This window comes from Flavobacterium sp. AED (genome assembly GCF_000812945.1).
Lineage (GTDB): Bacteria > Bacteroidota > Bacteroidia > Flavobacteriales > Flavobacteriaceae > Flavobacterium.
The window spans coordinates 138887-162547 of the sequence record NZ_JSYM01000007.1; the positions used below are offsets into that span (position 1 = coordinate 138887).

General features: G+C 34.0%; 19 protein-coding genes. 18 read left to right on the forward strand and 1 reads right to left on the reverse strand.

Annotation, left to right across the window (positions count from 1 at the left end; translation table 11 throughout):
• The first annotated feature begins 280 nt into the window (after positions 1-280).
• The 16 genes from trmD (at position 281) to uvrB (ending at position 21330) form a co-directional block, all read left to right on the forward strand.
• The gene (trmD, locus tag OA85_RS16705) at positions 281-958 is read left to right on the forward strand and encodes a tRNA (guanosine(37)-N1)-methyltransferase TrmD (protein ID WP_039110971.1); all 678 of its coding nucleotides are present in this window, start codon (positions 281-283) and stop codon (positions 956-958) included.
• A gap of 172 nt (positions 959-1130) precedes the next feature.
• Positions 1131-1481 carry a 50S ribosomal protein L19 gene (rplS, locus tag OA85_RS16710; protein ID WP_035673785.1) on the forward strand — a complete coding sequence of 117 codons (351 nt, stop codon included), beginning with the start codon at positions 1131-1133 and terminating at the stop codon, positions 1479-1481.
• A 269-nt stretch (positions 1482-1750) separates the two neighbouring features.
• Positions 1751-3988 carry an NADP-dependent isocitrate dehydrogenase gene (locus tag OA85_RS16715; protein WP_039110972.1) on the forward strand — a complete coding sequence of 746 codons (2238 nt, stop codon included), beginning with the start codon at positions 1751-1753 and terminating at the stop codon, positions 3986-3988.
• A gap of 393 nt (positions 3989-4381) precedes the next feature.
• Positions 4382-4951 (forward strand): Crp/Fnr family transcriptional regulator, encoded by a 570-nt coding sequence (locus tag OA85_RS16720; RefSeq protein ID WP_039111016.1) that lies wholly within the window; start codon positions 4382-4384, stop codon positions 4949-4951.
• Positions 4952-5028: 77 nt separating this feature from the next.
• Positions 5029-5766, forward strand: a complete 738-nt coding sequence (locus tag OA85_RS16725) for an SDR family oxidoreductase (protein WP_039111017.1) — start codon at positions 5029-5031, stop codon at positions 5764-5766.
• A gap of 233 nt (positions 5767-5999) precedes the next feature.
• On the forward strand, positions 6000-6590 hold the full coding sequence (locus OA85_RS16730) for a TetR/AcrR family transcriptional regulator (RefSeq protein WP_039110973.1): 591 nt from the start codon (positions 6000-6002) through the stop codon (positions 6588-6590).
• 13 nt (positions 6591-6603) lie between these two features.
• The gene (locus OA85_RS16735; RefSeq protein WP_039110974.1) at positions 6604-6831 is read left to right on the forward strand and encodes a hypothetical protein; all 228 of its coding nucleotides are present in this window, start codon (positions 6604-6606) and stop codon (positions 6829-6831) included.
• Positions 6832-6841: 10 nt separating this feature from the next.
• The gene (locus OA85_RS16740; protein WP_039110975.1) at positions 6842-8113 is read left to right on the forward strand and encodes an MFS transporter; all 1272 of its coding nucleotides are present in this window, start codon (positions 6842-6844) and stop codon (positions 8111-8113) included.
• 146 nt (positions 8114-8259) lie between these two features.
• The gene (locus OA85_RS16745; RefSeq protein WP_039110976.1) at positions 8260-10659 is read left to right on the forward strand and encodes a TonB-dependent receptor; all 2400 of its coding nucleotides are present in this window, start codon (positions 8260-8262) and stop codon (positions 10657-10659) included.
• Positions 10660-10664: 5 nt separating this feature from the next.
• On the forward strand, positions 10665-11486 hold the full coding sequence (locus tag OA85_RS16750; protein ID WP_039110977.1) for a DUF4249 domain-containing protein: 822 nt from the start codon (positions 10665-10667) through the stop codon (positions 11484-11486).
• Between the two features lie 228 nt (positions 11487-11714).
• On the forward strand, positions 11715-12377 hold the full coding sequence (locus tag OA85_RS16755; RefSeq protein WP_039110978.1) for a thiamine diphosphokinase: 663 nt from the start codon (positions 11715-11717) through the stop codon (positions 12375-12377).
• Positions 12378-12445: 68 nt separating this feature from the next.
• Entirely contained in the window at positions 12446-13399 is a 954-nt protein-coding gene (rlmF, locus tag OA85_RS16760; RefSeq protein WP_039110979.1) for a 23S rRNA (adenine(1618)-N(6))-methyltransferase RlmF, read from the forward strand.
• 442 nt (positions 13400-13841) lie between these two features.
• Positions 13842-14450 carry an RNA polymerase sigma factor gene (locus OA85_RS16765; RefSeq protein ID WP_039110980.1) on the forward strand — a complete coding sequence of 203 codons (609 nt, stop codon included), beginning with the start codon at positions 13842-13844 and terminating at the stop codon, positions 14448-14450.
• Between the two features lie 89 nt (positions 14451-14539).
• Entirely contained in the window at positions 14540-15655 is a 1116-nt protein-coding gene (locus OA85_RS16770) for a FecR family protein (protein WP_039110981.1), read from the forward strand.
• A gap of 160 nt (positions 15656-15815) precedes the next feature.
• Complete coding sequence (locus tag OA85_RS16775) at positions 15816-19211, forward strand: TonB-dependent receptor domain-containing protein (protein WP_369699896.1); 3396 nt, start codon at positions 15816-15818, stop codon at positions 19209-19211.
• 127 nt (positions 19212-19338) lie between these two features.
• Positions 19339-21330, forward strand: a complete 1992-nt coding sequence (uvrB, locus tag OA85_RS16780; RefSeq protein WP_039110982.1) for an excinuclease ABC subunit UvrB — start codon at positions 19339-19341, stop codon at positions 21328-21330.
• Here the strand turns inward: uvrB and OA85_RS16785 are convergent.
• Positions 21327-21728, reverse strand: coding sequence for a hypothetical protein (locus OA85_RS16785; RefSeq protein WP_039111019.1), 402 nt, complete (start codon positions 21726-21728; stop codon positions 21327-21329). The two genes, uvrB and OA85_RS16785, sit on opposite strands and share 4 nt — an antisense overlap.
• 60 nt (positions 21729-21788) lie before the next feature.
• Between OA85_RS16785 and OA85_RS16790 the strand changes: the two genes are divergently transcribed.
• Together OA85_RS16790 and OA85_RS16795 are read left to right on the forward strand one after the other, a co-directional pair.
• Entirely contained in the window at positions 21789-22604 is an 816-nt protein-coding gene (locus OA85_RS16790; RefSeq protein WP_039110983.1) for an alpha/beta hydrolase, read from the forward strand.
• Between the two features lie 45 nt (positions 22605-22649).
• A complete protein-coding gene (locus tag OA85_RS16795; protein ID WP_039110984.1) occupies positions 22650-23660 on the forward strand; it encodes a dipeptide epimerase in 1011 nt (336 codons plus the stop codon).
• The last annotated feature ends 1 nt before the right edge of the window (position 23661 follow it).

Genomic DNA, 23661 nt, shown 5'->3' on the forward strand with positions numbered 1-23661 from the left:
ATTGAAGGGCAAATTTACGAAATTAATTTTAAAAAGGGAATTGAGGGATTCGTTGATTTGGTTATTTGAAAGTTTGCGGATTAAACAGGAATGCAATTTAGAAAATATTTCAAACTTAATAACTTCTTTAAAACCTCTTAATTCCAAAAAACCCTAGCCCAGATTGAAACGGCATCCTTTCCTTGCTTCCTTTAAGCAAGGAAAGATATAGTGAAAAGCTGGAAATAGCTCCTGAAAAAAAACTTTGTACCTTTGCGCTTTAAAACTAAGATTCAAAATTATGCGCATTGATATTGTAACTGTTCTCCCAGAATTATTGCGAAGTCCATTTGAGGCTTCGATTATGAAACGTGCCATCGATAAAGGATTGGTGGAAGTTTATTTTCATAATCTACGGGATTACACGACCAACAGACAGAAAAGTGTGGATGATTACCCTTATGGGGGTGGTGCAGGAATGGTGATGACGGTACAGCCTATTGATGCATGCATTACGCATTTGAAAAGTGAGAGAACCTACGACGAAATCATTTATATGTCGCCAGACGGGGAAACCCTAAACCAGAAAATGGCGAACACGATGTCGATGTATGAAAATATTATTATCCTTTGCGGTCATTATAAAGGTGTGGATCAACGGGTACGTGACCATTTCATTACAAAGGAAATCTCGATTGGTGATTATGTATTGTCTGGTGGAGAATTGGGTGCTTTGGTATTATCGGATGCTTTAATCCGATTGATTCCGGGTGTTTTGAGTGATGAAACCTCAGCATTAACTGATAGTTTTCAAGATGGATTATTGTCAGGACCTATTTACACAAGACCTGCTGATTATAACGGATGGAAAGTTCCTGATGTTTTGACCAGCGGAAATTTTGCCAAAATTGATAAATGGCGTGAAGATATGGCGTATGAACATACTAAGAATCGAAGACCGGATTTACTGGAGGAGTAAAAAATCAGTTTAAATTTTGAGGTTTAAAGTTGGTATTCAACAACTTCTAAACTTTAAACAAGAAAAACTTTAAATTTTAAACTTTTTTATTTACTTTTGCGCCCACATTAGGTTAACCTCTGGCGAGATCCGTGAATGTTGATTTAATAAAAACCATAATTAAAAAATTATCATGGCAGATTTAATGAAATTCGTTCAAGACGAATTAGTAGCTAGAAAAGATTTTCCTGTTTTTGGAGCTGGTGATACTATCACAGTTTACTACGAAATTAGAGAGGGTGAAAAAACTAGAACACAGTTTTTTAAAGGAGTTGTTATTCAAAGAAGAGGTTCTGCTAATACAGAAACTTTTACAATTCGTAAAATGTCAGGTGCTATTGGAGTTGAGCGTATCTTCCCAGTAAACTTACCAGCTTTACAAAAAATTGAAATCAACAAAAAAGGTGCAGTTCGTAGAGCTAGAATTTTCTACTTTAGAGAACTTACTGGTAAAAAAGCTAAAATTAAAGACAAAAGAAGATAGTCAACTATCTCTTTACTATAAAAAAGTCCCAACAATGTTGGGGCTTTTTTTTTGCTGATTTTTCCCCTCATAAATTCCTAATTTAGGATTATAGAACCTATAAAACTAACAAATTAAGAATAACAAGTTAGTAATCTAAAAATTCGCATTTTTCTATATAAAATGCGCCTGCTATTACATCTGATTTTCATATATTTGTCCGCCTTATTTCAAGTGAAAGACCTTACTTAAGCTACATTTAACCGTGATTCGATTATAAAAATACAAAAATGACACAGAAATCAAAAATTTTTTACACCCTTACTGATGAAGCGCCTTTGTTGGCAACCTATTCATTTCTACCTATTGTACAAGCATTTACATCAACTTCTGACATTGAAATTGAAACTAGAGATATCTCTTTAGCCGGAAGAATTTTAGCAAACTTTCCTGAATTTTTGAATGAAGATCAAAAAACGGGAGATGCTTTATTAGAACTTGGACAATTAGCTACAACTCCAGAAGCAAACATTATAAAATTACCAAATGTTTCGGCATCTGTCCCTCAATTAAAAGCGGCTATTGCTGAATTACAATCTCATGGTTATAATTTGCCAGACTTCCCTGAAGAACCACAAAACGAAGCGGAGAAAACAATCAAAGCTAAATATTCTAAAATTTTAGGTTCTGCCGTAAATCCTGTTTTACGTGAAGGAAACTCTGACCGTAGAGCTCCTAAAGCAGTTAAAAATTACGCTAAAGCAAACCCACATTCAATGGGAGCTTGGACATCTGACTCAAAAACACAAGTAGCTTCTATGGAAAGCGGTGATTTTTACGGAAGTGAAAAATCAATCACAGTTGCTGATGCTACTGATGTGAAAATAGAATTTGTTGGTAAAGATGGTTCAACTACTGTTTTGAAAGCAAGCACTCCATTAAAAGCAGGAGAAATAATCGATAGTTCTGTTATGAACTTGAATGCTTTGAAAAGTTTTGTTGCTAAAACAATCAAAGAAGCTAAAAAACAAAATGTTTTACTTTCAGTTCACCTGAAAGCTACGATGATGAAAGTTTCTGATCCAATTATTTTTGGAGCTATCGTAGAAGTTTATTTCGCCGCTGTTTTCGAAAAATACGCTGCTTTATTCAATGAATTGAATATTGACACTAGAAATGGTTTAGGTGATGTATATGCAAAAATTGCAGGACATCCTATGCAGGCTGAAGTGGAAGCTGCAATAAACCAAGCAATAGAAAACGGACCAGCATTGGCTATGGTAAATTCTGAAAAAGGGATTACCAATCTTCATGTTCCTTCGGATGTAATTGTTGATGCTTCAATGCCAGCAATGATTCGTACTTCGGGACAAATGTATAATAAGGACGGAAAACAACAAGATACTATTGCCATTATCCCAGACAGATGCTATTCTGGAATTTATACAGCAACAATTGATTTTTGTAAAAAACATGGTGCTTTTGACCCAACAACTATGGGAAGTGTGCCAAACGTAGGTTTGATGGCACAAAAAGCCGAAGAATACGGTTCTCATGACAAAACATTCCAAATGAATGCAGACGGTGTTGTACGTGTTGTAGATACTAATGGAAACATTCTAATGGAACAAGCAGTTGAAGCAAAAGACATTTTCAGAATGTGTCAGGCAAAAGATGCTCCGATTCAAGACTGGGTTAAATTAGCTGTTAATAGAGCTCGTTTATCAAATACTCCAGCTGTTTTTTGGTTAGACGAAAACAGAGCACATGATAGAGAGTTAATCGAAAAAGTAACAAAATATTTAAAAGATTACGATACAACAGCTTTAGACATCCGCATTCTTAATCCAATTGAAGCAACTGACTTCACATTAGAAAGAATTATTAAAGGACTAGATACAATTTCTGTAACAGGAAACGTATTGCGTGATTACTTAACTGACTTATTTCCTATTTTGGAAGTAGGAACATCAGCTAAAATGCTATCTATCGTTCCATTGATGAATGGTGGAGGTTTGTTTGAAACAGGTGCCGGTGGATCAGCTCCAAAACATGTCGAACAATTCATACAAGAAGGTTATTTACGTTGGGATTCTCTAGGTGAGTTTTTGGCTTTGGGTGCTTCATTAGAACACCTAGGACAAACATTAAACAATGCAAAAGCAATTATTTTAGCTGAAACTCTTGATGTAGCTACGGAGAAATTCTTGGCAAATGATAAATCTCCATCTCGTAAAATTGGTGAAATTGACAATCGTGGTTCTCATTTTTACTTGGCAATGTATTGGGCAGAAGCATTAGCGTCACAAGATAAAAATGCAGAATTGAAAGCTATCTTTACTCCTATTGCAACGGAATTTGCAGCAAATGAAGCAAAAATCAATGCAGAGTTAATTGGAGCACAAGGAAAACCTCAAGCCATTGGTGGTCATTACCAACCAAATCCTGAATTGACTGAAAAAGCAATGCGTCCTAGCGAAACATTCAATACTATTTTAGATAAAATTACAGCTTTGAAAACTGCTTAATTTATCTCAGTTTATATATTTAAAAGACAACTCGAAAGGGTTGTCTTTTTTTATGCTCGTTTGTGTATTTTATAGCTCTTAAACTCTTGGAGACGAACAAAAAATTAAGTCTCTTTTATTCAGTAATTGAGAAGTAAACTGGAGCAGCCGACAAATAAATCGTTATTTAAATAAGCAATTTGGACTTTCCCTAAAAGCTAATAGCTCGATTTTACGTTTTAGATTAAATTCTATTCGAATTAGGTTTCCGAATACTTACCATCATTCAGCAAGTTATTCAAAAATAAAACTGAAATGTCTACTTTGGAGTTTAGACAGTCATTCAATTGATTTGTAATGCTTTTTTTGCCAAATGACAAATTCTTTAAAAAAAACTTTGATTACCTTTCAACCATGAAAGCATTTATAGAATACCTACTGCAGTTTGGAAATTTAAACCAACAACAAATTGACCTAATTTCAAATAAAGCGACTGAATTAAGCCTTCAGAAAGATGAGTATTTTTCGGAAGCAGGAAAAATTTCTCGACAAGTTGGCTTTGTTTTAGAAGGCATAACCCGAGTTTGCTACTACAACAATAAAGGCGAAGAAATAACTAAATATTTCATCGAAGAGAACAATCTTGTTGTGGATTTTGAGAGTTTTGACAATGAGATTTGTTCATCAGCTTATGTCCAAGCTATTACTGATTGCAAGCTGATTGTTTTTTCAAAAAAAGATTGGCAAGAACTGCTAGATACGATCGTTGGTTGGGATACAGTTGTACATAAAATCATTTCAAAAGCATTGATGCAAAAAGTATCAAGAAGAAGCCCATTGGTTACTGAAGATGCGACAGAACGCTATTTGAAGTTTCTGGAAATATATCCCAATGTAGTCAACCGTGTTCCACTTTCTTATATCGGTTCTTATTTAGGCATCACCCAGTCTTCATTGAGCAGAATTAGAAAAAACATTCGATAAATTGCTTTTTGCCAAATGGCAAATGATTTCGTTTTTAAACGTTGCAATTTTGCTTCATTAATTTTAAAATGATAAAAATGAAGACCGTATTAATTACCGGAGCCAACAGAAGCATTGGTTTGGAAACAGCAAAACAACTTTCAAAAAAAGGTTTGTTTGTTTATTTAGGAACTCGTGACCTTGAAAAAGGTGAAGTAGTTGTAAAAGAATTAACCGAAAATGGATTTCAAAACATCAAGGCAATACAAATTGATGTTACTAATCTTGATTCTATTTTGTCTGCCAAAAAGACCATCGAAAAAGAGCAAGGCAAATTGGATATTTTAATCAATAATGCCGGAATTCTTGGAACAAATCCGCAACAAGCATCAGATACCTCGATTGAAGACATTCAAAAAGTATTTGACATTAATTTCTTTGGTGTAATACAAGTGACACAAACCTTTTTAGAATTGCTCAAAAAATCCGAAAGCCCTAGAATCAGCAATATTACTTCGGGATTGGGTTCGTTGACCTTACACAGCGACCCAAATTGGAAATACTATCCGTTTAAAACGGCAAGCTACGGAACCTCAAAGGCCGCTTTGAACGCCTATACTATTGTATTGGCTTACGAACTCAAAGAATTACCTTTTAAAGTAAATGTGATTGACCCAGGTTACACAGCAACCGATTTTAATCACCATAGCGGCCCAGGAACAGTAGAAAGTGCGGCTACTTTCATTATCAAGCATACGCTAACTGACGAGAATGGACCTACAGGAAAATTTTTTAGCAACGATATTGAAGACGAAACCGAAATAAGTCCTTGGTAAAAAAAGCAATATCAAATTGTATTGGCAATAAGACGAATTGATATTAAATGCTCAACATAATTTCTTTTGTTGAGCATTACTTATATTTAGCATGGTATTCCAAACTTATACTACTTTTTCATTTTTAGAATTTTGACCAGTGTTTAATTAATTCAGCACCTATATTTTTTTATTCATAAATAAGCGAACATTCATTTATAATTACTACTTTTGCTTCGTTAATAAAAAATGTTATGCGAACAAGAGATACAAACAAAGAAGAAATAGTAAAACAGAAAGCCATAGAAATGCTGGTAAAGCTTGGAATTGAAGGTTTTGGAATGAATCGATTGGCAAAAGAAAGTGGTGTATCAGTAGCTACTTTATACATTTATTACGCCGATAAAGACGACTTGATAAAAAAAATCGGGATAGAAATTGGGCAAAATTTCTTTAGTGAAATGGTTAAAGACTTTTCGGCAGCTATGCCTTTTAAAGAGGGTTTACGCAAACAATGGGAAAACAGAGCACGATTTGCATTAAAATATCCTTTGAATGTTGCTTGTTGGGAACTCCTGAGTCATTCCAGTTATAGAGACTATATTTTGGAAGAAAGCTTATCCGATTTCAAAATCATAATGGGTAACTTTTTTAAAAATGCTATTGCAAAAAAAGAATTACTTCCCATATCCGTAGAAGTATTTTGGAGTGTTGCCTATGGGCCACTTTATTCTTTATTACGTTTTGAAAACGAAGGGAAAAATTTTGGAGGAGGACCTTTTAAACTCACTCAAAAAACAACTGATGAAGCATTTGAATTGGTACTAAAAGCATTAACACCTTAAAACCAATATAACTATGAAAAACCATTTAGAGAACATATTGGTCTTTGCAACCAATATAAAAACCGAAAGCGATAAGCAAAAAATAAGGAGTGTATTAGATGAACATTCAGAGATTCACCAATGGAATATTGACCAAGAAGATATTGATTGTGTTTTACGAATCGTAAGCGAAACTTTATCAGAAAGGCAAATAATACAACTCATAGGCAACCAAAACTTCAAATGTACAGCATTAGAATAAGCAAAAGAAAATGAACGAAAAAGAACTACAATCAACATCATTAACTGGCTATCAAAAATTTGCAATTTTTATTTTAGCCATAACACAATTTACCGTAATACTTGATTTTATGGTAATGTCTCCATTGGGTGATATCTTAATGAAATCATTAAATCTAAAACCATCCCATTTTGGTTTAGTCGTATCTGCCTATGCTTTTAGTGCAGGAATTTCAGGGCTTCTTACTGCCGGTTTTGCAGATAAATTCGACCGTAAAAAACTACTATTATTCTTTTATGTTGGTTTTATTGCCGGAACCATTTTATGCGGTTTAGTTACTTCCTATGCACTACTTGTTGCAGCCAGAATCGTTACAGGTTTGTTTGGTGGAGTTATAGGTTCCATATCAATGGCCATTGTTGCTGATTTATTTACAACTCATCAGCGAGGCCGAGTAATGGGATTTATTCAAATGGGATTTGGAGCAAGTCAGATTTTAGGAATCCCTATTGGTTTATATCTTGCCAATACTTGGGGTTGGCACGCACCATTTTTATGGGTAGCGGGAATGGCTGCTATTGTGGCTCTTCTAATTGCAGTTAAACTAAAACCAATCAATAAACATCTTGGCATCAAACAAGAAAAATCCCCATTTACTCATTTAACACATACTATAGCAAAAAAAGATTATAGGATTGGTTTCACTTCTACTGCATTACTTTCAATAGGTGGCTTTATGATGATGCCTTTCGGTAGCGCTTTTGCAATCAATAATTTGCATATCACACAACATCAATTACCTATTATATTCATGATTGCTGGATTATCTACATTGGTTGCCATGCCATTAATTGGAAAATTAAGCGACAAAATTGATAAGTTCAAAATATTTGTATATGCCTCTATATGGTCAATAGTAATGATCGCAATTTATACTAATCTTGGAGTTACTCCGCTTTGGTTAGTCGCCATTTTAAATGTGCTTATGATGATGGGAATAATGAGCCGCATGGTACCTTCGACAGCTTTATCAACATCGATACCAGTAATGCAAGACAGAGGAGCATTTATGAGTATAAATTCATCTTTGCAGCAAATAGCTGGTGGTATTGCAGCTGCGTTTGCAGGAACTATTGTTGTCCAAAAAGATAAATTTAGCCCATTAGAACATTATAATACATTAGGAATTATAATTATTATCATTTCAATTCTTTCAATATTTTTTCTATTTCGAGTTGATAAACTTGTAAAAAAGAAAGCCGAAGAAAAACTACAAAGCATTCCTAATAGTGAGGAAATCTAGGTTTTATAGGGAAAATTGAAAAATAAAATTCTGAATGAACTAAAAATTGGATTGCCATTTAAAATTAAACAACTTAGTAAAATTAATTCCTTTTCGATTGGTATTACCTTTATAATTAATGTAATTTGTATTTCAAAACCCTAAAGATGATTTCAAAAAGAATTGGCACATTCCTGCTTTTATTTTTCATAGCCATAAATTCCTTTTCACAAGACACAGAACCGGCGAAACAAAAATTTACACTTAGCGGAACTATTATTGATGCCAATAGCAATGAAACATTAATTGGCGTAAACGTTGTTATCCCAGAATTAAAAACTGGTGTAACTACCAATGAATATGGCTTTTACTCTATTACTGTACCAAAAGGAAATTACAGTGTTCAAATCACCTATTTAGGATATCAAACTATTGAGGAATCAATAAATTTAGACTTAAACACAAAGAATAATTTTAAATTATCAAGTAATGAAACCGCTTTAAAAGAAGTAGTCATTATTGATACTAAAACTAAAACTGATATTCGGAAACCGGAAATGAGTGTCAATAAACTCTCTATTTCGGCTATTAAGAAAATGCCGGTAGTACTTGGCGAAGTGGATGTTCTCAAATCCATTTTATTACTTCCCGGAGTTACTAATGCCGGCGAAGGCGCGTCCGGATTTAATGTTCGCGGCGGCGGCGCTGACCAAAATTTAATTCTGTTGGACGAAGCAACCATATTTAACTCCTCTCATGTTTTTGGTTTTTTCTCCGTTTTCAATCCGGATGCTATAAAGGATTTAAAGTTATACAAAGGTGGAATCCCGGCTCGTTTTGGAGGAAGAGCTTCTTCGGTTTTGGATATTTATCAAAAGGACGGTAACAGTAAAGGATTTCATGTCAATGGAGGAATTGGATTAATCTCCAGTAGAATTTTGGCCGAAGGACCAATAGTAAAAGACAAAGGTTCTTTCCTCATTGGAGGACGAAGTTCGTATGCCCATTTATTCTTGAAACTATCCAAAGATCAAAAAGACAACTCCGCTTATTTTTATGACTTAAATACCAAGTTGAGTTATAAATTGACCCCAAATAACAACTTATATTTATCGGGATATTTTGGAAGAGATGTTTTTAGCCTAAGCAAAAGCTTTACTAATATTTACGGAAACTCCACTTTAAACTTACGATGGAATCATTTATTTTCAGATAAATTATTTTCGAATTTATCGTTAATCTATAGTGACTATTATTATGGATTGGATTTGGATTTTGTAGGTTTCAAATGGGATTCTGGCATCAAGAATTATAATATCAAATACGATTTCAAGAATTACATTTCCGATAAATTCAAATTGAATTACGGCGTAAGTGCTATTTATTATGATTTTAATCCGGGAACCATCAGACCTTCTGATTTAAATTCTGGAATTAATTTTGATCAATTGGATAAAAAATATGCATTCGAACCCGCTTTATATATGAATGCGGACCAGGAAATTTCGAAAAAAATCGCTCTTTCTTATGGGCTTCGTTACAGTATGTTTTACCGTTTAGGGCAATCTACCGTAAACATTTATGCTGATAATAATCCTGTCACCTTCAATCCGGATTTACAGATTTATGAAAAAGCCACTCCTATAGGCACAAAATTCTATGGAAAAAATAAAGCCATTCAGAGTTATAATAATCTGGAACCTCGTTTTTCTTTTGCCTATCAAATCAATGAAAATCAATCTGTAAAAGCAAGCTACAACCGAATGGTACAATATTTACAATTGATTTCCAATACGTCCTCTCCTACTCCACTTGACGTGTGGACGCCTAGTGATAATTTTATAAAACCCCAAATTGCAGATCAAGTGGCTTTAGGATACTTTAAAAACCTAAAAGATGGAATTTATTCTTTGGAAGTAGAAACCTATTATAAAAAAGTAAAAAATAGATTGGATTATATTGACGGTGCAAATCTAATTGCAAATAAAGCAATCGAACAAGTGATTTTAAATGGGGAATTAAGATCTTACGGCTTGGAAATCATGTTCCGTAAAAACGAAGGCAAATTAAACGGTTGGATTTCCTATACTTTATCTAAATCTGAACAACAAACACCAGGAAGAACGTCAATTGAAACAGGAATCAACAATGGGAATTGGTACAATTCTGTTTATGATAAATTGCATAATATTGCGATTACCAGTTCTTATAATTTAAACGAAAAATGGTCTTTTGGAGCTAACTTTGCGTTACAAACCGGACAGCCTGTAACCTATCCGAATGGGCAATATGAATACTTAGGAATAACCGTTCCCAGTTATGGATTGAGAAACGAAAACCGACTACCGGCTTATCATCATCTGGATATTGCTGCAACATTGACGCCACGCAAAAATAGCGACCGAAACTGGAAAGGAGAATGGGTTTTTAGCATTTACAATTTGTATAACCGAAAAAATGCCGCTTCAATCAATTTTAGACAAAATACAGATACCGGTATTAATGAGGCTGTAAAAACGTCCATTTTTGGAGTAGTTCCTGCAGTTAGTTATAACTTCAAATTTTAAAGATTATGAGAAAAATAATATATTTTTTAGGGATTACAGTTGCACTTTTTTTAAATAGTTGCCAAGATGTTGTTCCAATAGATTTAAATACCGCACCGCCGAAACTGGTTATTGAGGCATCCATAAATTGGAAAAAAGGAACCGATGGAAATCAACAAAAAATAAAATTAACCACAACCACTGATTATTACAGCAGTGTGATTCCTAAAGTTTCTGGAGCCACTGTCACTATTAAAAACAGTTCAAATATCATTTTTAGTTTTATCGAATCGGCAAATAAAGGAGAATACTTTTGCAATAATTTCATTCCTGTCCTAAATGAATCGTACACATTAACGGTTATTAATGACGGTGCAACGTACACAGCTACTGAAACATTAAAATCAGTAGCGCCAATAACTGAAATCATTCAAAATAACGAAGGAGGTTTTACAGGTAAGGATATAGAAATCAAATCCTATTATACGGATCCGGCTAACGAACCTAATTATTATTTGTACAAATACATTTATTCCAATCAGATTAAATCTAATTTTTACGTAGACCTAGATGAGTTTTTTGATGGAAATAAATTCTTCAGTATTTCCCAAAATGAAGATTTAAAAGCCGGTGATTTAATCCAAATCAGCCATTACGGAATTTCAAAATCCTACTACAATTACCTCAACGTTTTAGTAAGTATCGCAGGGAATAACGGCGGAAGTCCGTTTCAATCCCCACCCGCAACGGTAAGAGGAAATATAATCAACACCACAAATCCAACAAATTATCCTTTGGGTTATTTTTCACTTAGCGAGGTTGACATTAAAAACTATACCATTGAATAATTAGGAGCCAATCCAGCTATCCATTACAAACAAAACAGGTTCTAAACAGTTTTCTAGCCAGTATAAGGAGCTTCCTTTGGTCGCTCTTCTACTGACACAAAACTAAAGTTTAGAACCTGTTTTGTTTTTCATTCTTATCTGGGCTATTTCCGTAAGGGGCAAAATGATAACTTTTAGTTACTTTTACATCATAAATTTTAAATAAGCAATCCTAAATATAAAATCTTCATGTCCTCACATCACATCGTTCGCGACGACCAAGAACCGGCTTTAATAATTGCCAATGGCGCAGCTTGTAATTCAGAATTATTAGGACAATTGTTAGAATGGTCTCCTTTAGTAATTGTATTGGATTCAGCCATGGAAAGAGTCATGGAATTAGACATAAAAGTGGATGTTCTTTTAGGGGATTTTGATAGAGGATTTAATCCGGAACAATACCAAACTTCACAATATCCTATTGAAATAATCCACACCCCAGACCAAAATAAAACCGATTTAGAAAAAGCTTTTGATTATTTAATTCATCGTAAAATCCCGGCTGTAAATGTCGTTTGGGCAACAGGAAAAAGAGCCGATCATACCATTACCAATCTTACGAATATTGTTCGATATAGAAATTTATTGAAAATTGTAATTTTAGACGACCATTCGAAAATATTTTTATTACCAAACAAATTCGAAAAATGGTACACTGCAAATACTCCCATTTCGTTAATACCCATTGGGCATGTTACTGGAATACATTCTGACAATTTATTTTATCCATTAAAAGACGACAGCCTAACTATTGGATATAGAACCGGAAGCAGCAATCATGTCATAAAAGATGGCATCGTCACAATTGAACACAGTGCAGGTGATTTATTAATGATGGAATGTATGGATTGATGATAAAAAAACGTTCTACACCATTTACTCTAATTTGACAAGAAAAGATTGACTATCTTTGCGCCGAAATGGAAAAAATAAAACAAACAGCGATTACCGAAAAAACGAATTTACATCCTAGAAATCTAGATCGATTTGGATACGATTTTGAACAATTAATCAAAAATTGTCCTGAATTAAAGGCTTTTGTTTCTGTCAATGAGCACAATATAGAAACCATTGATTTTAGTAATCCCGAAGCCGTAAAGTCGCTAAACAAAGCCTTACTGGTAACTCATTACGGGATCCAAGATTGGGATATTCCTAAAAATTACCTTTGCCCACCCATTCCCGGTAGAGCAGATTACATTCATTATATCGCTGATTTATTAGCTTCAAGCAATAACGCAATTATCCCTGAAGGAGAAACGGTTCAAGGTTTAGATATTGGTATAGGCGCCAACTGTATTTATCCAATAATAGGAAATTCGACTTACGGATGGAGCTTTGTAGGAACCGATATTGATGAAAAAGCAATCCAAAATTGCAAAAAAATCATCCAGGACAATCCAAATCTTATGGATGCCATAAGCCTGCAATTACAAACTGAAAGTCGCTTTATTTTTAAAAACATAATTACACCCGAGGATAAATTTACTTTTACTATTTGTAATCCTCCCTTTCATAATTCAAAAGAAGAGGCTACAAAATCTTCCATAAGAAAAATCAACAATCTAGAAAATACCAGAACTAAAAATCCTGTATTGAATTTTGGTGGTCAAAATACTGAATTATGGTGTGAAGGCGGCGAAATAGGTTTCCTGACTCAAATGATTTACGAAAGTGCCAAATATCCTATGAACTGTTTGTGGTTTACTACTTTGGTTTCCAAAAAAGAGAATTTATCCAGTATTTATAAAACATTAAACAAAGTTAGCGCAGTTGAAGTAAAAACAATTGATATGGCTCAAGGCCAAAAAACAAGCCGAATTGTAGCCTGGACTTTTTTGAGCGAAGCACAACAGAAAGCCTGGAAATTTTAGAATTAAAAAGCACTTTTAAATACTTTTAAATCATTCCAAACGATAATACTCATTACTTATTGGCATGTTGTTTTTCGTTATTCACAAAATTGTTTATTTAAATGGAGCATCAATAAAAAGCTTCTATTATTAAATCAATAATTAAACTTCTAAAAAAAATATTTCCAGAAAAAAATATATAAATATTTGCGAAAAATCGAATTTCTTTATATTTTCAAGCCTACAAATGAATTTTTGCATATTTTTACGTAAGTTTGCTAAGAAAATCATAGATAATCAATAGGATACTCTTTTACGATTCATCAAATTATTAGCAAAAAAACATTCATTTTTAAATAGAAAAACATTCAAAAGGAAGAAAAAAGAACCTCTTTATTATCCTTTTTTATAGCAATTCAAATGTTATTTAGCATTAAAAAAATGAACTAATCCAAACTAAATTGTGAAAAGGCAACTACTACATACCGAAACACAAGATGACTCCATACTTTGGAGCAATCTAAAAAAAGGGGATGAAAAAGCTTTTTCAATACTTTTTAAAAAGCATTATTCCCATTTAGTTCGTTATGGAAATTCATTTATTCCATTTCCTGAAAAGGTGCAGGATTGCGTACAAGATGTTTTTACAGATATTTGGGTTTATAGAAATAAACTAAATGATTCAGTGGTAGTAAAAGCATACTTACTAGCAAGTGTTCGTAAACGAATCACACGATTACAAGAACGTGATCGTATTTTTCGTGTAAGTACTTCCATAGATTCCATTAAATTTTTATTTGATTTTTCTATAGAACATCATCTCATTGCAGACGAGATAACTGCTGACAAAGTTTCACGTCTCAATCAACTAATCAATAATTTGCCTTCTCGCCAAAAAGAAGCCTTATATCTTCGCTACAACCAGGAACTTACTGTAGATCAAATAGCACATACGCTTGATATTAATTATCAATCAGCAAACAATCTTTTACATCGTGCTTTATTATGCCTGCGCAAAGATTGGAAAGGAAGTATTTCCCTTATTTTCCTGCTATTATCAACTGTCTTTTAGGTTTCAAAAAATAAAATCAAAAAAAATTAGAATTTAGTGAGTATCCAGTAAAAAAACTGTCCTCTATATAATTGTAACCTTTTTTTTTGATGCAACACCGTAACAATTATACTGAAATAGAAGACTTTTTAGCCGATGAATCATTCCATCTATGGGTGTGTTTCAAAGACGACCAACAAAACTGGGAAGAATGGACTTTAGAAAACTCCAGTCGTGCTAAATTGGTAGAAGAAGCCCGTTTATGGCTGTTAGCAATGAAAACTCCTGATACTGACTTATCTTCTGAGGCCGTTCAAAACGCATTAGAAGCTACTTGGATGAAAATTGAAACAAAAGAAGAAAATAAAAATGCAGTAGCACAACCAGTTCTTAAACTTTGGAAAAACCAATGGTTTAGAAAAGTAGCTGCTATTTTAGTTATAGGTCTTTTATCCGGCTGGTTTTACAACCAACATTTTGGTGCTAAAAATTCGACACTTACCTACAATGAACTGATCAATGAAAATGATGAGGGTCTGGTTGAGCAAACTAATAATTCAGACAAACCCCAAATAATAACATTATCAGATGGTAGTTCTGTATTATTACAACCCAATAGTAAGTTGAGTTATCCAAAAATATTTGTGGGTAATGAGAGAAAGGTTTACTTATCTGGTGAAGGTTTTTTTGAAATCAGTAAAAATCCTCAGAAACCATTTTTTGTCTTTGCTAATGAAATTGTCACTAAAGTAGTTGGAACTAGTTTTAAAATAAAAGCATACGCTAATCAGCCAAATATAGAAGTGGTAGTTCGTACCGGTAAAGTTAAGGTAAGATCAAACCAGTTAATCGCAAACGCAAAAGACGAATTGATTGTATTATTACCCAATCAAGCCTTACGATTCGTGCGTAAAAATTTAATTTTTAATAAAATTACAGATATAACGCAAGATGAATCTTTAAGTCATTCTACGAGCAATATTGAACAATTGCGATTTGAATTTACAGATATTCCTGTTGCCCAAATTTTCAAAACTATTGAGCAAGCTTATTTGGTGAAAATTGATTTTCCTCAGGAAAAATTAAAAGACTGTTATCTTACCACATCGTTGGGAGACCAACCTTTACCAGAAAAACTCAAAATTATCTGTAAAAGTCTTGGGAACAATAGCAGTTATGAAATGAATGGAAACCAAATAATTATTATATCAGATGGATGCAACTAACCCTAATTAGCCTATGAATTAAAGTACTTAAACAAAAAAGCGCCGAAAATGCTGTAACATTCCCGACGCCTTGAATTAAATCAATTACCTCTCTGTAAAGAGTAATTGTTGCGTTCTCAATAACCAAACAAAAGAATATTAACAAACACAAACCAAAATTATGAAAAAAACCGTCCTTAAACAACGATTACTCTTTCGAATCATGAAAATAACCTTATTTCAATTTGTTTTAGCCCTTGTTTTTTCAAGCGTTACAATAGCGAATAATATCAGAGGACAAAGAAAATTGGATACAAAGGTAACTATTACCCTAACCGATTTAAACTTAGATACCGCGTTAACTAAACTTGAAAAATTGGCAAATGTGAAATTTTCGTATAATTCGAGAATGACACAATTTAATCAAAAAGTGAGTGTTTCTGCTAATAATGAAGCGTTATCAAGTGTACTTACCCGTATTTTAAAACCACTTAAAATTAATTATACTGAAGTAAGCAATCAAATTGTTTTACAAAAGGAAGGAATTCTAAAAGTGGGCATGAATGGAGACCTTATGTCGACACTAAATGAAAATATAGCTGCTGAAATTATTAAAGGCCGTGTAGTTGATGATGGTGGTCAACCTTTACCAGGTGTAACAATTCTTGTAAAAGGAACTACAAAAGGAACTACGACTGATGCAGATGGAAATTATACTATCACTGCTCAAATGGGTGATGTTTTACAATTTTCTTATGTAGGTTTAGAAACTAAATCAGTAACTGTAACTGGAAACATTGTAAATGTAACTTTAACAGGAAGCGGTGAAACATTGCAAGATGTTGTTGTAATAGGTTCCCGTAATCCTACCAGAACGGTAACAGAATCTGCTGTGCCAATTGATGTAATCAGCATGAAAGAGATTGCTTCACAAGGTCCTCAAGTTAACTTAAATCAAATTTTGAACATGGTTGCACCATCGTTTACATCAAACACTACTACTGTAGCTGATGGAACGGATCACATTGACCCTGCACAATTAAGAGGTTTAGGACCAGATCAAGTATTGGTATTGGTTAACGGAAAAAGAAGACATACTTCTTCTTTAGTAAATATTAATGGATCCCCAGGACGAGGATCTGTAGGAACGGATTTAAATGCAATTCCTGCTTTTGCTATCGAAAAAATCGAAGTATTAAGAGACGGAGCTTCCGCACAATATGGTTCTGATGCTATTGCAGGTGTAATCAATATTAATGTAAAGAAAAACACCAATAAATTAGATGTTGCCCTTTTTGGAGGAGGAAATCTTTCAAAAGGCGCTAATGACCACGATGGCGGTATTGATGGTGGTAATTACCAATTAGACTTAAACTACGGAACAGGTCTTGGTAAAGAGAAAAGTTTTATTAATGCAACAGCCAGTTTTCAACTTAGAGATGCTACAAGCAGAGCAAAAGATGTGACTGGTAATTTATTCAATGCCTATAACGCAGTTGAACAAAGAGCTGCAGAAGCTGGAACAAATATTAATGCTCTTTTTGGAAACATTAATAATACTCCAAATACGGCACAAATACTTTCAAGTATTAAAACGTACGCTCCACAAGTAGGTTATTTTACAACGGCACAACAAACTGCTATAACTGGAGCTACGACTATTTCTCAAATGCAAACAGCATTAAATTTTGATGCCACTGCAGGAGAATTAGCTTATAGAAGTCTTGAAAGAAAAGATTTCAATATGAGAGTGGGACAATCTTCTTTGAAAAGCGCACAATTCTTTTTGAACGCTGCTTATCCAATCAATGATAAATTAGAAGTGTATGCTTTTGGCGGAACTAGTTATAGAACCGGGGAAGCTGCCGGTTTTTACAGAAAACCAAATCAAGCTAGATCATATACCGGTTTATATCCAAATGGATTTTTGCCAGAAATTCATTCTACAATCGGCGATGTATCTGTAGCTGCTGGTCTTAGAGGTCTTTTATTCGAAAATTGGAATTTTGATTTAAGTAATACTTTTGGGAAAAACACTTTTGACTATAATATCGAAAACACAGTTAATGCTTCCTTAAGAGAAAAATCTGCTACTCAATTTGATGCCGGTGGCTTAGGTTTCTCTCAAAACACAACCAATTTTGATATCAACAGAAAATTTGATGTATTAAAAGGATTAAACGTTGCATTTGGTGCAGAATACAGACATGAAAACTTCACTATCAATGCAGGTGAGCCAGATTCATATAACCTATATGATATCAATGGAGCTGTAGTTACCGGGACAACTCCTGCTAACATTAAAGTTACTGACTTTTATGGGGCTACAAGACCAGGTGGAGCACAAGTATTCCCAGGTTTCAGACCAGCAAATGCTATTGACAAAGGACGTAACAGTTATGCCGTTTATACTGATTTAGAATTAGATCTTACTGACAAATGGTTAGTTAACGGAGCAGTTCGTTTTGAGAATTATTCTGATTTTGGAAACACGACTAATTTCAAAGTTGCATCTCGTTATAAATTAACAGATAACATCAATTTACGTGGTGCTGTTTCAACTGGATTTAGAGCGCCATCATTACACCAAATCTATTTTAATTCAACAGCTACACAATTCGTAGGTGGTGTACCATTTGAAGTTGGAACATTCAGTAATGACTCTCCAGTAGCAAAAGCTTTGGGAATTCCAACATTAAAACAAGAAGAATCTAAAAGTGCCAGTATTGGATTTACTGCAAAAATACCTGCTGCCAATCTTACTTTAACTGCCGATGCTTATATTGTAAAAATTAATGACAGAGTAGTTCTTACCGATCAATTTACTTCTAATGCTGTTACAAAACCTTACTTTGATGCCGCTGGAGCAACTGCTGCAACTTTCTTTGCTAATGCAATTGACACGGAATCAAAAGGAATTGATGTTGTAATTAGCCATAAAATAAGTTTAGGTGAAGGTCTATCTTTAAAAACTGATTTGTCTGGTACCATTTCTAATACCCAAAAAGTAGGCGACATCCATGCATCACCTATATTAGAAGCAGCAGGTCAGATAAACAGATACTATTCTGAATCTTCAAGAATTTATCTTCAAGAAGCAGTGCCAAGAGTAAAAGCTAATTTAACGAATTCACTTTCTTACAAAAAATTCGATTTCTTCTTGAGAAACGTTTATTTTGGTAAAGTAACTGACCCGAACATTGCTGATGCAAATAATGATGGAACTATCAATGCTATTGTTGTAAATAATCAAGCAGTTGAAAACGAACACCCAGTATGGGCGGCGAAAATCATTACTGATTTGTCTGTAGGATTTAAAATTACTAGTGCAACAAAAATTGTTATAGGAGCTAATAACATTTTTGATATTTATCCAACTTTCAATTTAGGACCTCAAACAATTGCAAAAAGAGCTTCAGGAGTTGATGCTAATGGAGCTGTTATTTATTCAACAACTACATCTTCAAACAATTCAATCGATTTGTCTAATGCAAATCAATTTGTATATTCAAGAAACACATCTCAATTTGGTCAAAACGGTCGTTTTGTTTTTGCCAGATTAAGCTTCAGCTTCTAGAAAAACATTTTATATTATGGGAAAGCCATCAACAAATAGTTGATGGCTTTTTTTTGGCTAAAACTTTGGTAAAAAAAGAATCCAAACTTTGTACCTTTGTTCCTCTTAACCTTTGTCCGTGTTTTAAATGAATTTCCAAGTAGTATCTGATTACCAGCCTAAGGGCGACCAACCTCAAGCGATTGAAAAATTGACTCAGGGGATTATTGATGGTGATAAATTCCAAACTTTATTAGGAGTTACCGGATCTGGAAAAACATTTACCGTAGCCAATGTGATTCAGGAAGTACAAAGACCAACATTAGTTTTGGCACACAATAAAACTTTGGCAGCTCAATTGTATTCGGAATTCAAACAATTCTTCCCGAATAATGCCGTGGAATATTTCGTTTCTTATTACGATTATTACCAGCCCGAAGCTTTCATGCCCGTAACCGGCGTTTTCATTGAAAAAGATTTATCTATCAATGAAGAACTGGAAAAAATGCGAATGTCAACCACTGCTTCGTTACTTTCAGGACGAAGAGATATTTTAGTAGTGGCATCGGTTTCTTGTTTGTATGGTATTGGAAATCCGATAGAATTTCAGAAAAACTTGATTCCAATTGAGAAAGGACAAATCATCTCCCGAACCAAATTATTGCATCAACTGGTGCAAAGTTTATATTCCAGAACTGAAGCCGATTTTAATCCCGGAAGTTTCAGAATAAAAGGTGATACAGTAGATGTTTATCCTAGTTATGCGGATGAGGCGTATCGAGTTCATTTCTTTGGTGATGAAATCGAAGAAATTGAAAGTTTCGACACAAAGAATTCTAAAGTCCTTGAAAAATTTGACAAACTGACGATTTATCCTGCTAATATGTTTGTGACTTCGCCAGATGTTTTGCAAGGTGCAATCTGGGAAATCCAACAGGATTTGGTAAAACAGGTCGATTATTTCAAGGAAATAGGAAAACATTTGGAAGCAAAACGACTGGAAGAACGCACCAATTTTGATTTGGAAATGATTCGCGAACTCGGTTATTGCTCCGGAATTGAAAATTATTCCCGTTATCTTGACGGTCGTTTACCCGGAACTAGACCATTTTGTTTATTAGATTATTTCCCTAAAGATTATTTGATGGTGGTGGACGAAAGTCACGTAACGCTTTCTCAAGTTAGTGCCATGTATGGAGGAGACAGAAGTCGAAAAGAAAATTTAGTGGAATATGGTTTCCGACTTCCGGCAGCGATGGACAATCGTCCTTTGAAGTTTGAAGAATTCGAAGCGATGCAAAACCAAGTGATTTATGTTTCGGCAACGCCAGCCGATTATGAATTGCAAAAAACCGAAGGTGTCGTTGTGGAACAGGTAATTCGTCCTACAGGATTATTGGATCCCATTATTGAAATCCGACCAAGTTTAAACCAAATTGATGATTTAATTGAAGAAATTCAGGTTCGAGCCGAAATTGATGAACGTGTATTAGTGACTACTTTAACCAAAAGAATGGCGGAAGAATTAGCTAAATATTTAACCAAAGTCAATATTCGTTGCCGTTATATTCACTCTGAAGTAGACACATTGGAACGAATCGAAATCATGCAAGATTTACGAAAAGGAATTTTTGATGTGCTAATTGGTGTGAATTTACTTCGTGAAGGTTTGGATTTACCCGAAGTTTCATTGGTGGCAATTTTAGATGCAGACAAAGAAGGTTTTTTACGAAGTCATCGTTCGCTTACGCAAACAATTGGTCGTGCAGCAAGAAACCTGAACGGAAAAGCAATTATGTACGCTGATAAAATTACGGCAAGCATGCAAAAAACCATTGACGAAACTAATTATCGCAGAACAAAACAAATTAATTACAATACTCTAAATAATTTGGTTCCTCAAGCCTTAAATAAAAAGATAGAAAGTGCTTTTACAAAAAATCCTTTGGCAGATTATGAATTAGGCTATACTCTTTCAACTGCAGCCGAACCCGTTACAGAATATTTATCAAAACCAGATATTGAAAAACGCATACGCGAAAAACGTAAATCAATGGAAAAAGCGGCAAAAGAATTAGACTTTATGCAGGCCGCAAAATTACGTGATGAAATAAAAGTATTGCAAGGACAATTAACTTAATTCTGTTGTTCCTGAAAAACATTCAATAAAACTTCACCTTTAATAATTGCATTTGGCGCTTCCTTCATTAACTTAAGAATGCGTTTAGTTGCCTCTGGATTAAGTCCCATGTCAATTGCTATCTGTTGGATAGCGACAGTTTCTTTTTTGTGCAAAATGCCATCGCAATGCATTAACAAAGCCAGTCTGTAAAATTGTTGGATGCGTTGAAACTCCGATTTAATGGGCAGTTTTGGTAATTCTTGATGAAACAAATCATTGAATCCTCCTTTTTCTATATTTAGTTCATTGGCAACAATAAACAAAAAATCGTATTCTCTCTTATGCAATTGTCCGTCAACAGTAGAAAAAGCAATCATCTCTAAAAGTAAGCTTCTTTTTTCCTCGTAAGTATCCATGAAATTATTATTTTTAGCTAAAATATTGATTTTTTTAAATAAAAACACAAAATACCAATAATGATTCAACAGCTTAAGTTAATTCTTATTATACTACTTTTTGCGACAGTAAAAAATTTCGCTCAACAAAGCACCGCATCAAAACAAGTTTCTACTTTTACTATAGAGGCCCCACAACTTAAAACGTCAAAGAAAATCTGGGTATATCTCCCTAAAAATTACTTAAATTCCAAAAAGAAATATTCCGTGATATACATGCACGATGCACAAAATCTATTTGATGCTAAAACATCCTATAGCGGTGAATGGAATATCGATGAAAAACTGGACAGTCTTAATGCACAAGTTATCGTTATAGGAATCGAACATGGAAACGACAAACGTTTAGAAGAATTAACTCCTTTTAAAAACGAAAAATATGGTGGTGGAAAAGCAACTGATTATTTAGAATTCATTGTAAAAACGTTGAAGCCTAAAATTGACGAAACCTATAGAACCAAACGGGAGAAGAGAAATACCATAATTATGGGAAGTTCTTTGGGTGGTTTGACTTCCTTTTACGCTACTTTAAAATATCCTGAAGTGTTTGGTAAAGCAGGTATTTTTTCGCCCGCTTTTTGGATTAACCGCAAAGAAATTTTCGAATTAGAAGAGAAAAACAAAAAACAAAAAACGAAATATTATTTCCTTTGCGGAGATAAAGAAGGTGACGATGATTCTATGATTGTTGACCTCAATAAAATGGAATACCTAATTAACACTAAACGGTGTTATTGCCTCAATTTGAATGAAAAGAAAATCGTAAAAGGAGGACAACACAATGAAAAGTTATGGCGCGATGGTTTTGTGAAAGCAGTTTTATGGCTCGGTTATTAATTTAAAAAATAAATACATTAATTTTAAGTACTAAATCAGATTCAAATGGAACTAATCTTAAGAGAATACAACCTTAAATTAAAACATACCTTCACGATTTCAAGAGAATCGATTGACTTTCAACCTTCATTGATTGTAGAATTAAAGAGCGAGGGATTTTCAGGTTTTGGAGAAGCAACATCTAATCCATATTATAAGACAACCGTTCCAATGATGATACAGGATTTAGAAAAAATTCGTTCTGTAATTGAAACTACAACAAATGAAACACCGGAAGAATTTTGGGCAAAAATTCATCGGTATTTAAAAGATGATATGTTTGCTTTGTGCGCTTTGGATATGGCGTATACTGATTTGTATGCTCGTAAAAAAGGAAAGAAATTGTACGAGTTATGGAATTACAACATCGATAAAAATCCATTGACCGATTATACCATTGGTATAGCTTCCATAGAAAAAATGGTGGAAAAAATGAAGGAATTGCCTTGGCCGATTTATAAAATAAAACTGGGCACCAAAGAAGATATTGCCATTGTTACTGAACTTCGAAAACATACGAATGCCATTTTTAGAATTGATGCCAATTGTGGTTGGGGCGTGGAAGAAACCATAAATAATGCAGTCGAGTTAAAAAAACTAGGCGTAGAATTTTTGGAACAACCCATGAAAGCAGACAATTGGGAAGGACACAAGGAAGTTTTCAAACATTCTGTTTTACCAATAATTGCTGACGAAAGTTGCATTATAGAAGAAGATGTGGCTAAATGTCACCATCATTTTCATGGCGTAAATGTCAAATTAGTGAAATGTGGCGGACTAACTCCCGGTAGACGAATGATTGAGGAAGCCAAGAAATTAGGTTTAAAAACGATGGTGGGCTGCATGACAGAATCAACTGTAGGGATTTCTGCAATTGCTCATTTATTGCCACAATTGGATTATGTGGATATGGATGGGGCTTTGCTTTTGGCAGAAGATATTGCAACTGGTGTAACAATAGATTTTGGAAAAATAAGCTATTCAGACTTAAATGGTACGGGTGTAACTTTAATTTAAT

Bases quoted from the DNA above. Each gene is read 5' to 3' on its own strand.
- OA85_RS16730 (WP_039110973.1), top strand. From the start codon at position 6,000: ATGCGAACAAGAGATACAAACAAAGAAGAAATAGTAAAACAGAAAGCC.
- OA85_RS16790 (WP_039110983.1), top strand. From the start codon at position 21,789: ATGATTCAACAGCTTAAGTTAATTCTTATTATACTACTTTTTGCGACA.
- OA85_RS16750 (WP_039110977.1), top strand. From the start codon at position 10,665: ATGAGAAAAATAATATATTTTTTAGGGATTACAGTTGCACTTTTTTTA.
- rplS (WP_035673785.1), top strand. From the start codon at position 1,131: ATGGCAGATTTAATGAAATTCGTTCAAGACGAATTAGTAGCTAGAAAA.
- OA85_RS16785 (WP_039111019.1), bottom strand. From the start codon at position 21,728: ATGGATACTTACGAGGAAAAAAGAAGCTTACTTTTAGAGATGATTGCT.
- rlmF (WP_039110979.1), top strand. From the start codon at position 12,446: ATGGAAAAAATAAAACAAACAGCGATTACCGAAAAAACGAATTTACAT.
- OA85_RS16770 (WP_039110981.1), top strand. From the start codon at position 14,540: ATGCAACACCGTAACAATTATACTGAAATAGAAGACTTTTTAGCCGAT.
- OA85_RS16725 (WP_039111017.1), top strand. From the start codon at position 5,029: ATGAAGACCGTATTAATTACCGGAGCCAACAGAAGCATTGGTTTGGAA.
- OA85_RS16775 (WP_369699896.1), top strand. From the start codon at position 15,816: ATGAAAAAAACCGTCCTTAAACAACGATTACTCTTTCGAATCATGAAA.
- uvrB (WP_039110982.1), top strand. From the start codon at position 19,339: ATGAATTTCCAAGTAGTATCTGATTACCAGCCTAAGGGCGACCAACCT.
- trmD (WP_039110971.1), top strand. From the start codon at position 281: ATGCGCATTGATATTGTAACTGTTCTCCCAGAATTATTGCGAAGTCCA.
- OA85_RS16755 (WP_039110978.1), top strand. From the start codon at position 11,715: ATGTCCTCACATCACATCGTTCGCGACGACCAAGAACCGGCTTTAATA.
- OA85_RS16740 (WP_039110975.1), top strand. From the start codon at position 6,842: ATGAACGAAAAAGAACTACAATCAACATCATTAACTGGCTATCAAAAA.
- OA85_RS16735 (WP_039110974.1), top strand. From the start codon at position 6,604: ATGAAAAACCATTTAGAGAACATATTGGTCTTTGCAACCAATATAAAA.
- OA85_RS16715 (WP_039110972.1), top strand. From the start codon at position 1,751: ATGACACAGAAATCAAAAATTTTTTACACCCTTACTGATGAAGCGCCT.
- OA85_RS16720 (WP_039111016.1), top strand. From the start codon at position 4,382: ATGAAAGCATTTATAGAATACCTACTGCAGTTTGGAAATTTAAACCAA.
- OA85_RS16795 (WP_039110984.1), top strand. From the start codon at position 22,650: ATGGAACTAATCTTAAGAGAATACAACCTTAAATTAAAACATACCTTC.
- OA85_RS16745 (WP_039110976.1), top strand. From the start codon at position 8,260: ATGATTTCAAAAAGAATTGGCACATTCCTGCTTTTATTTTTCATAGCC.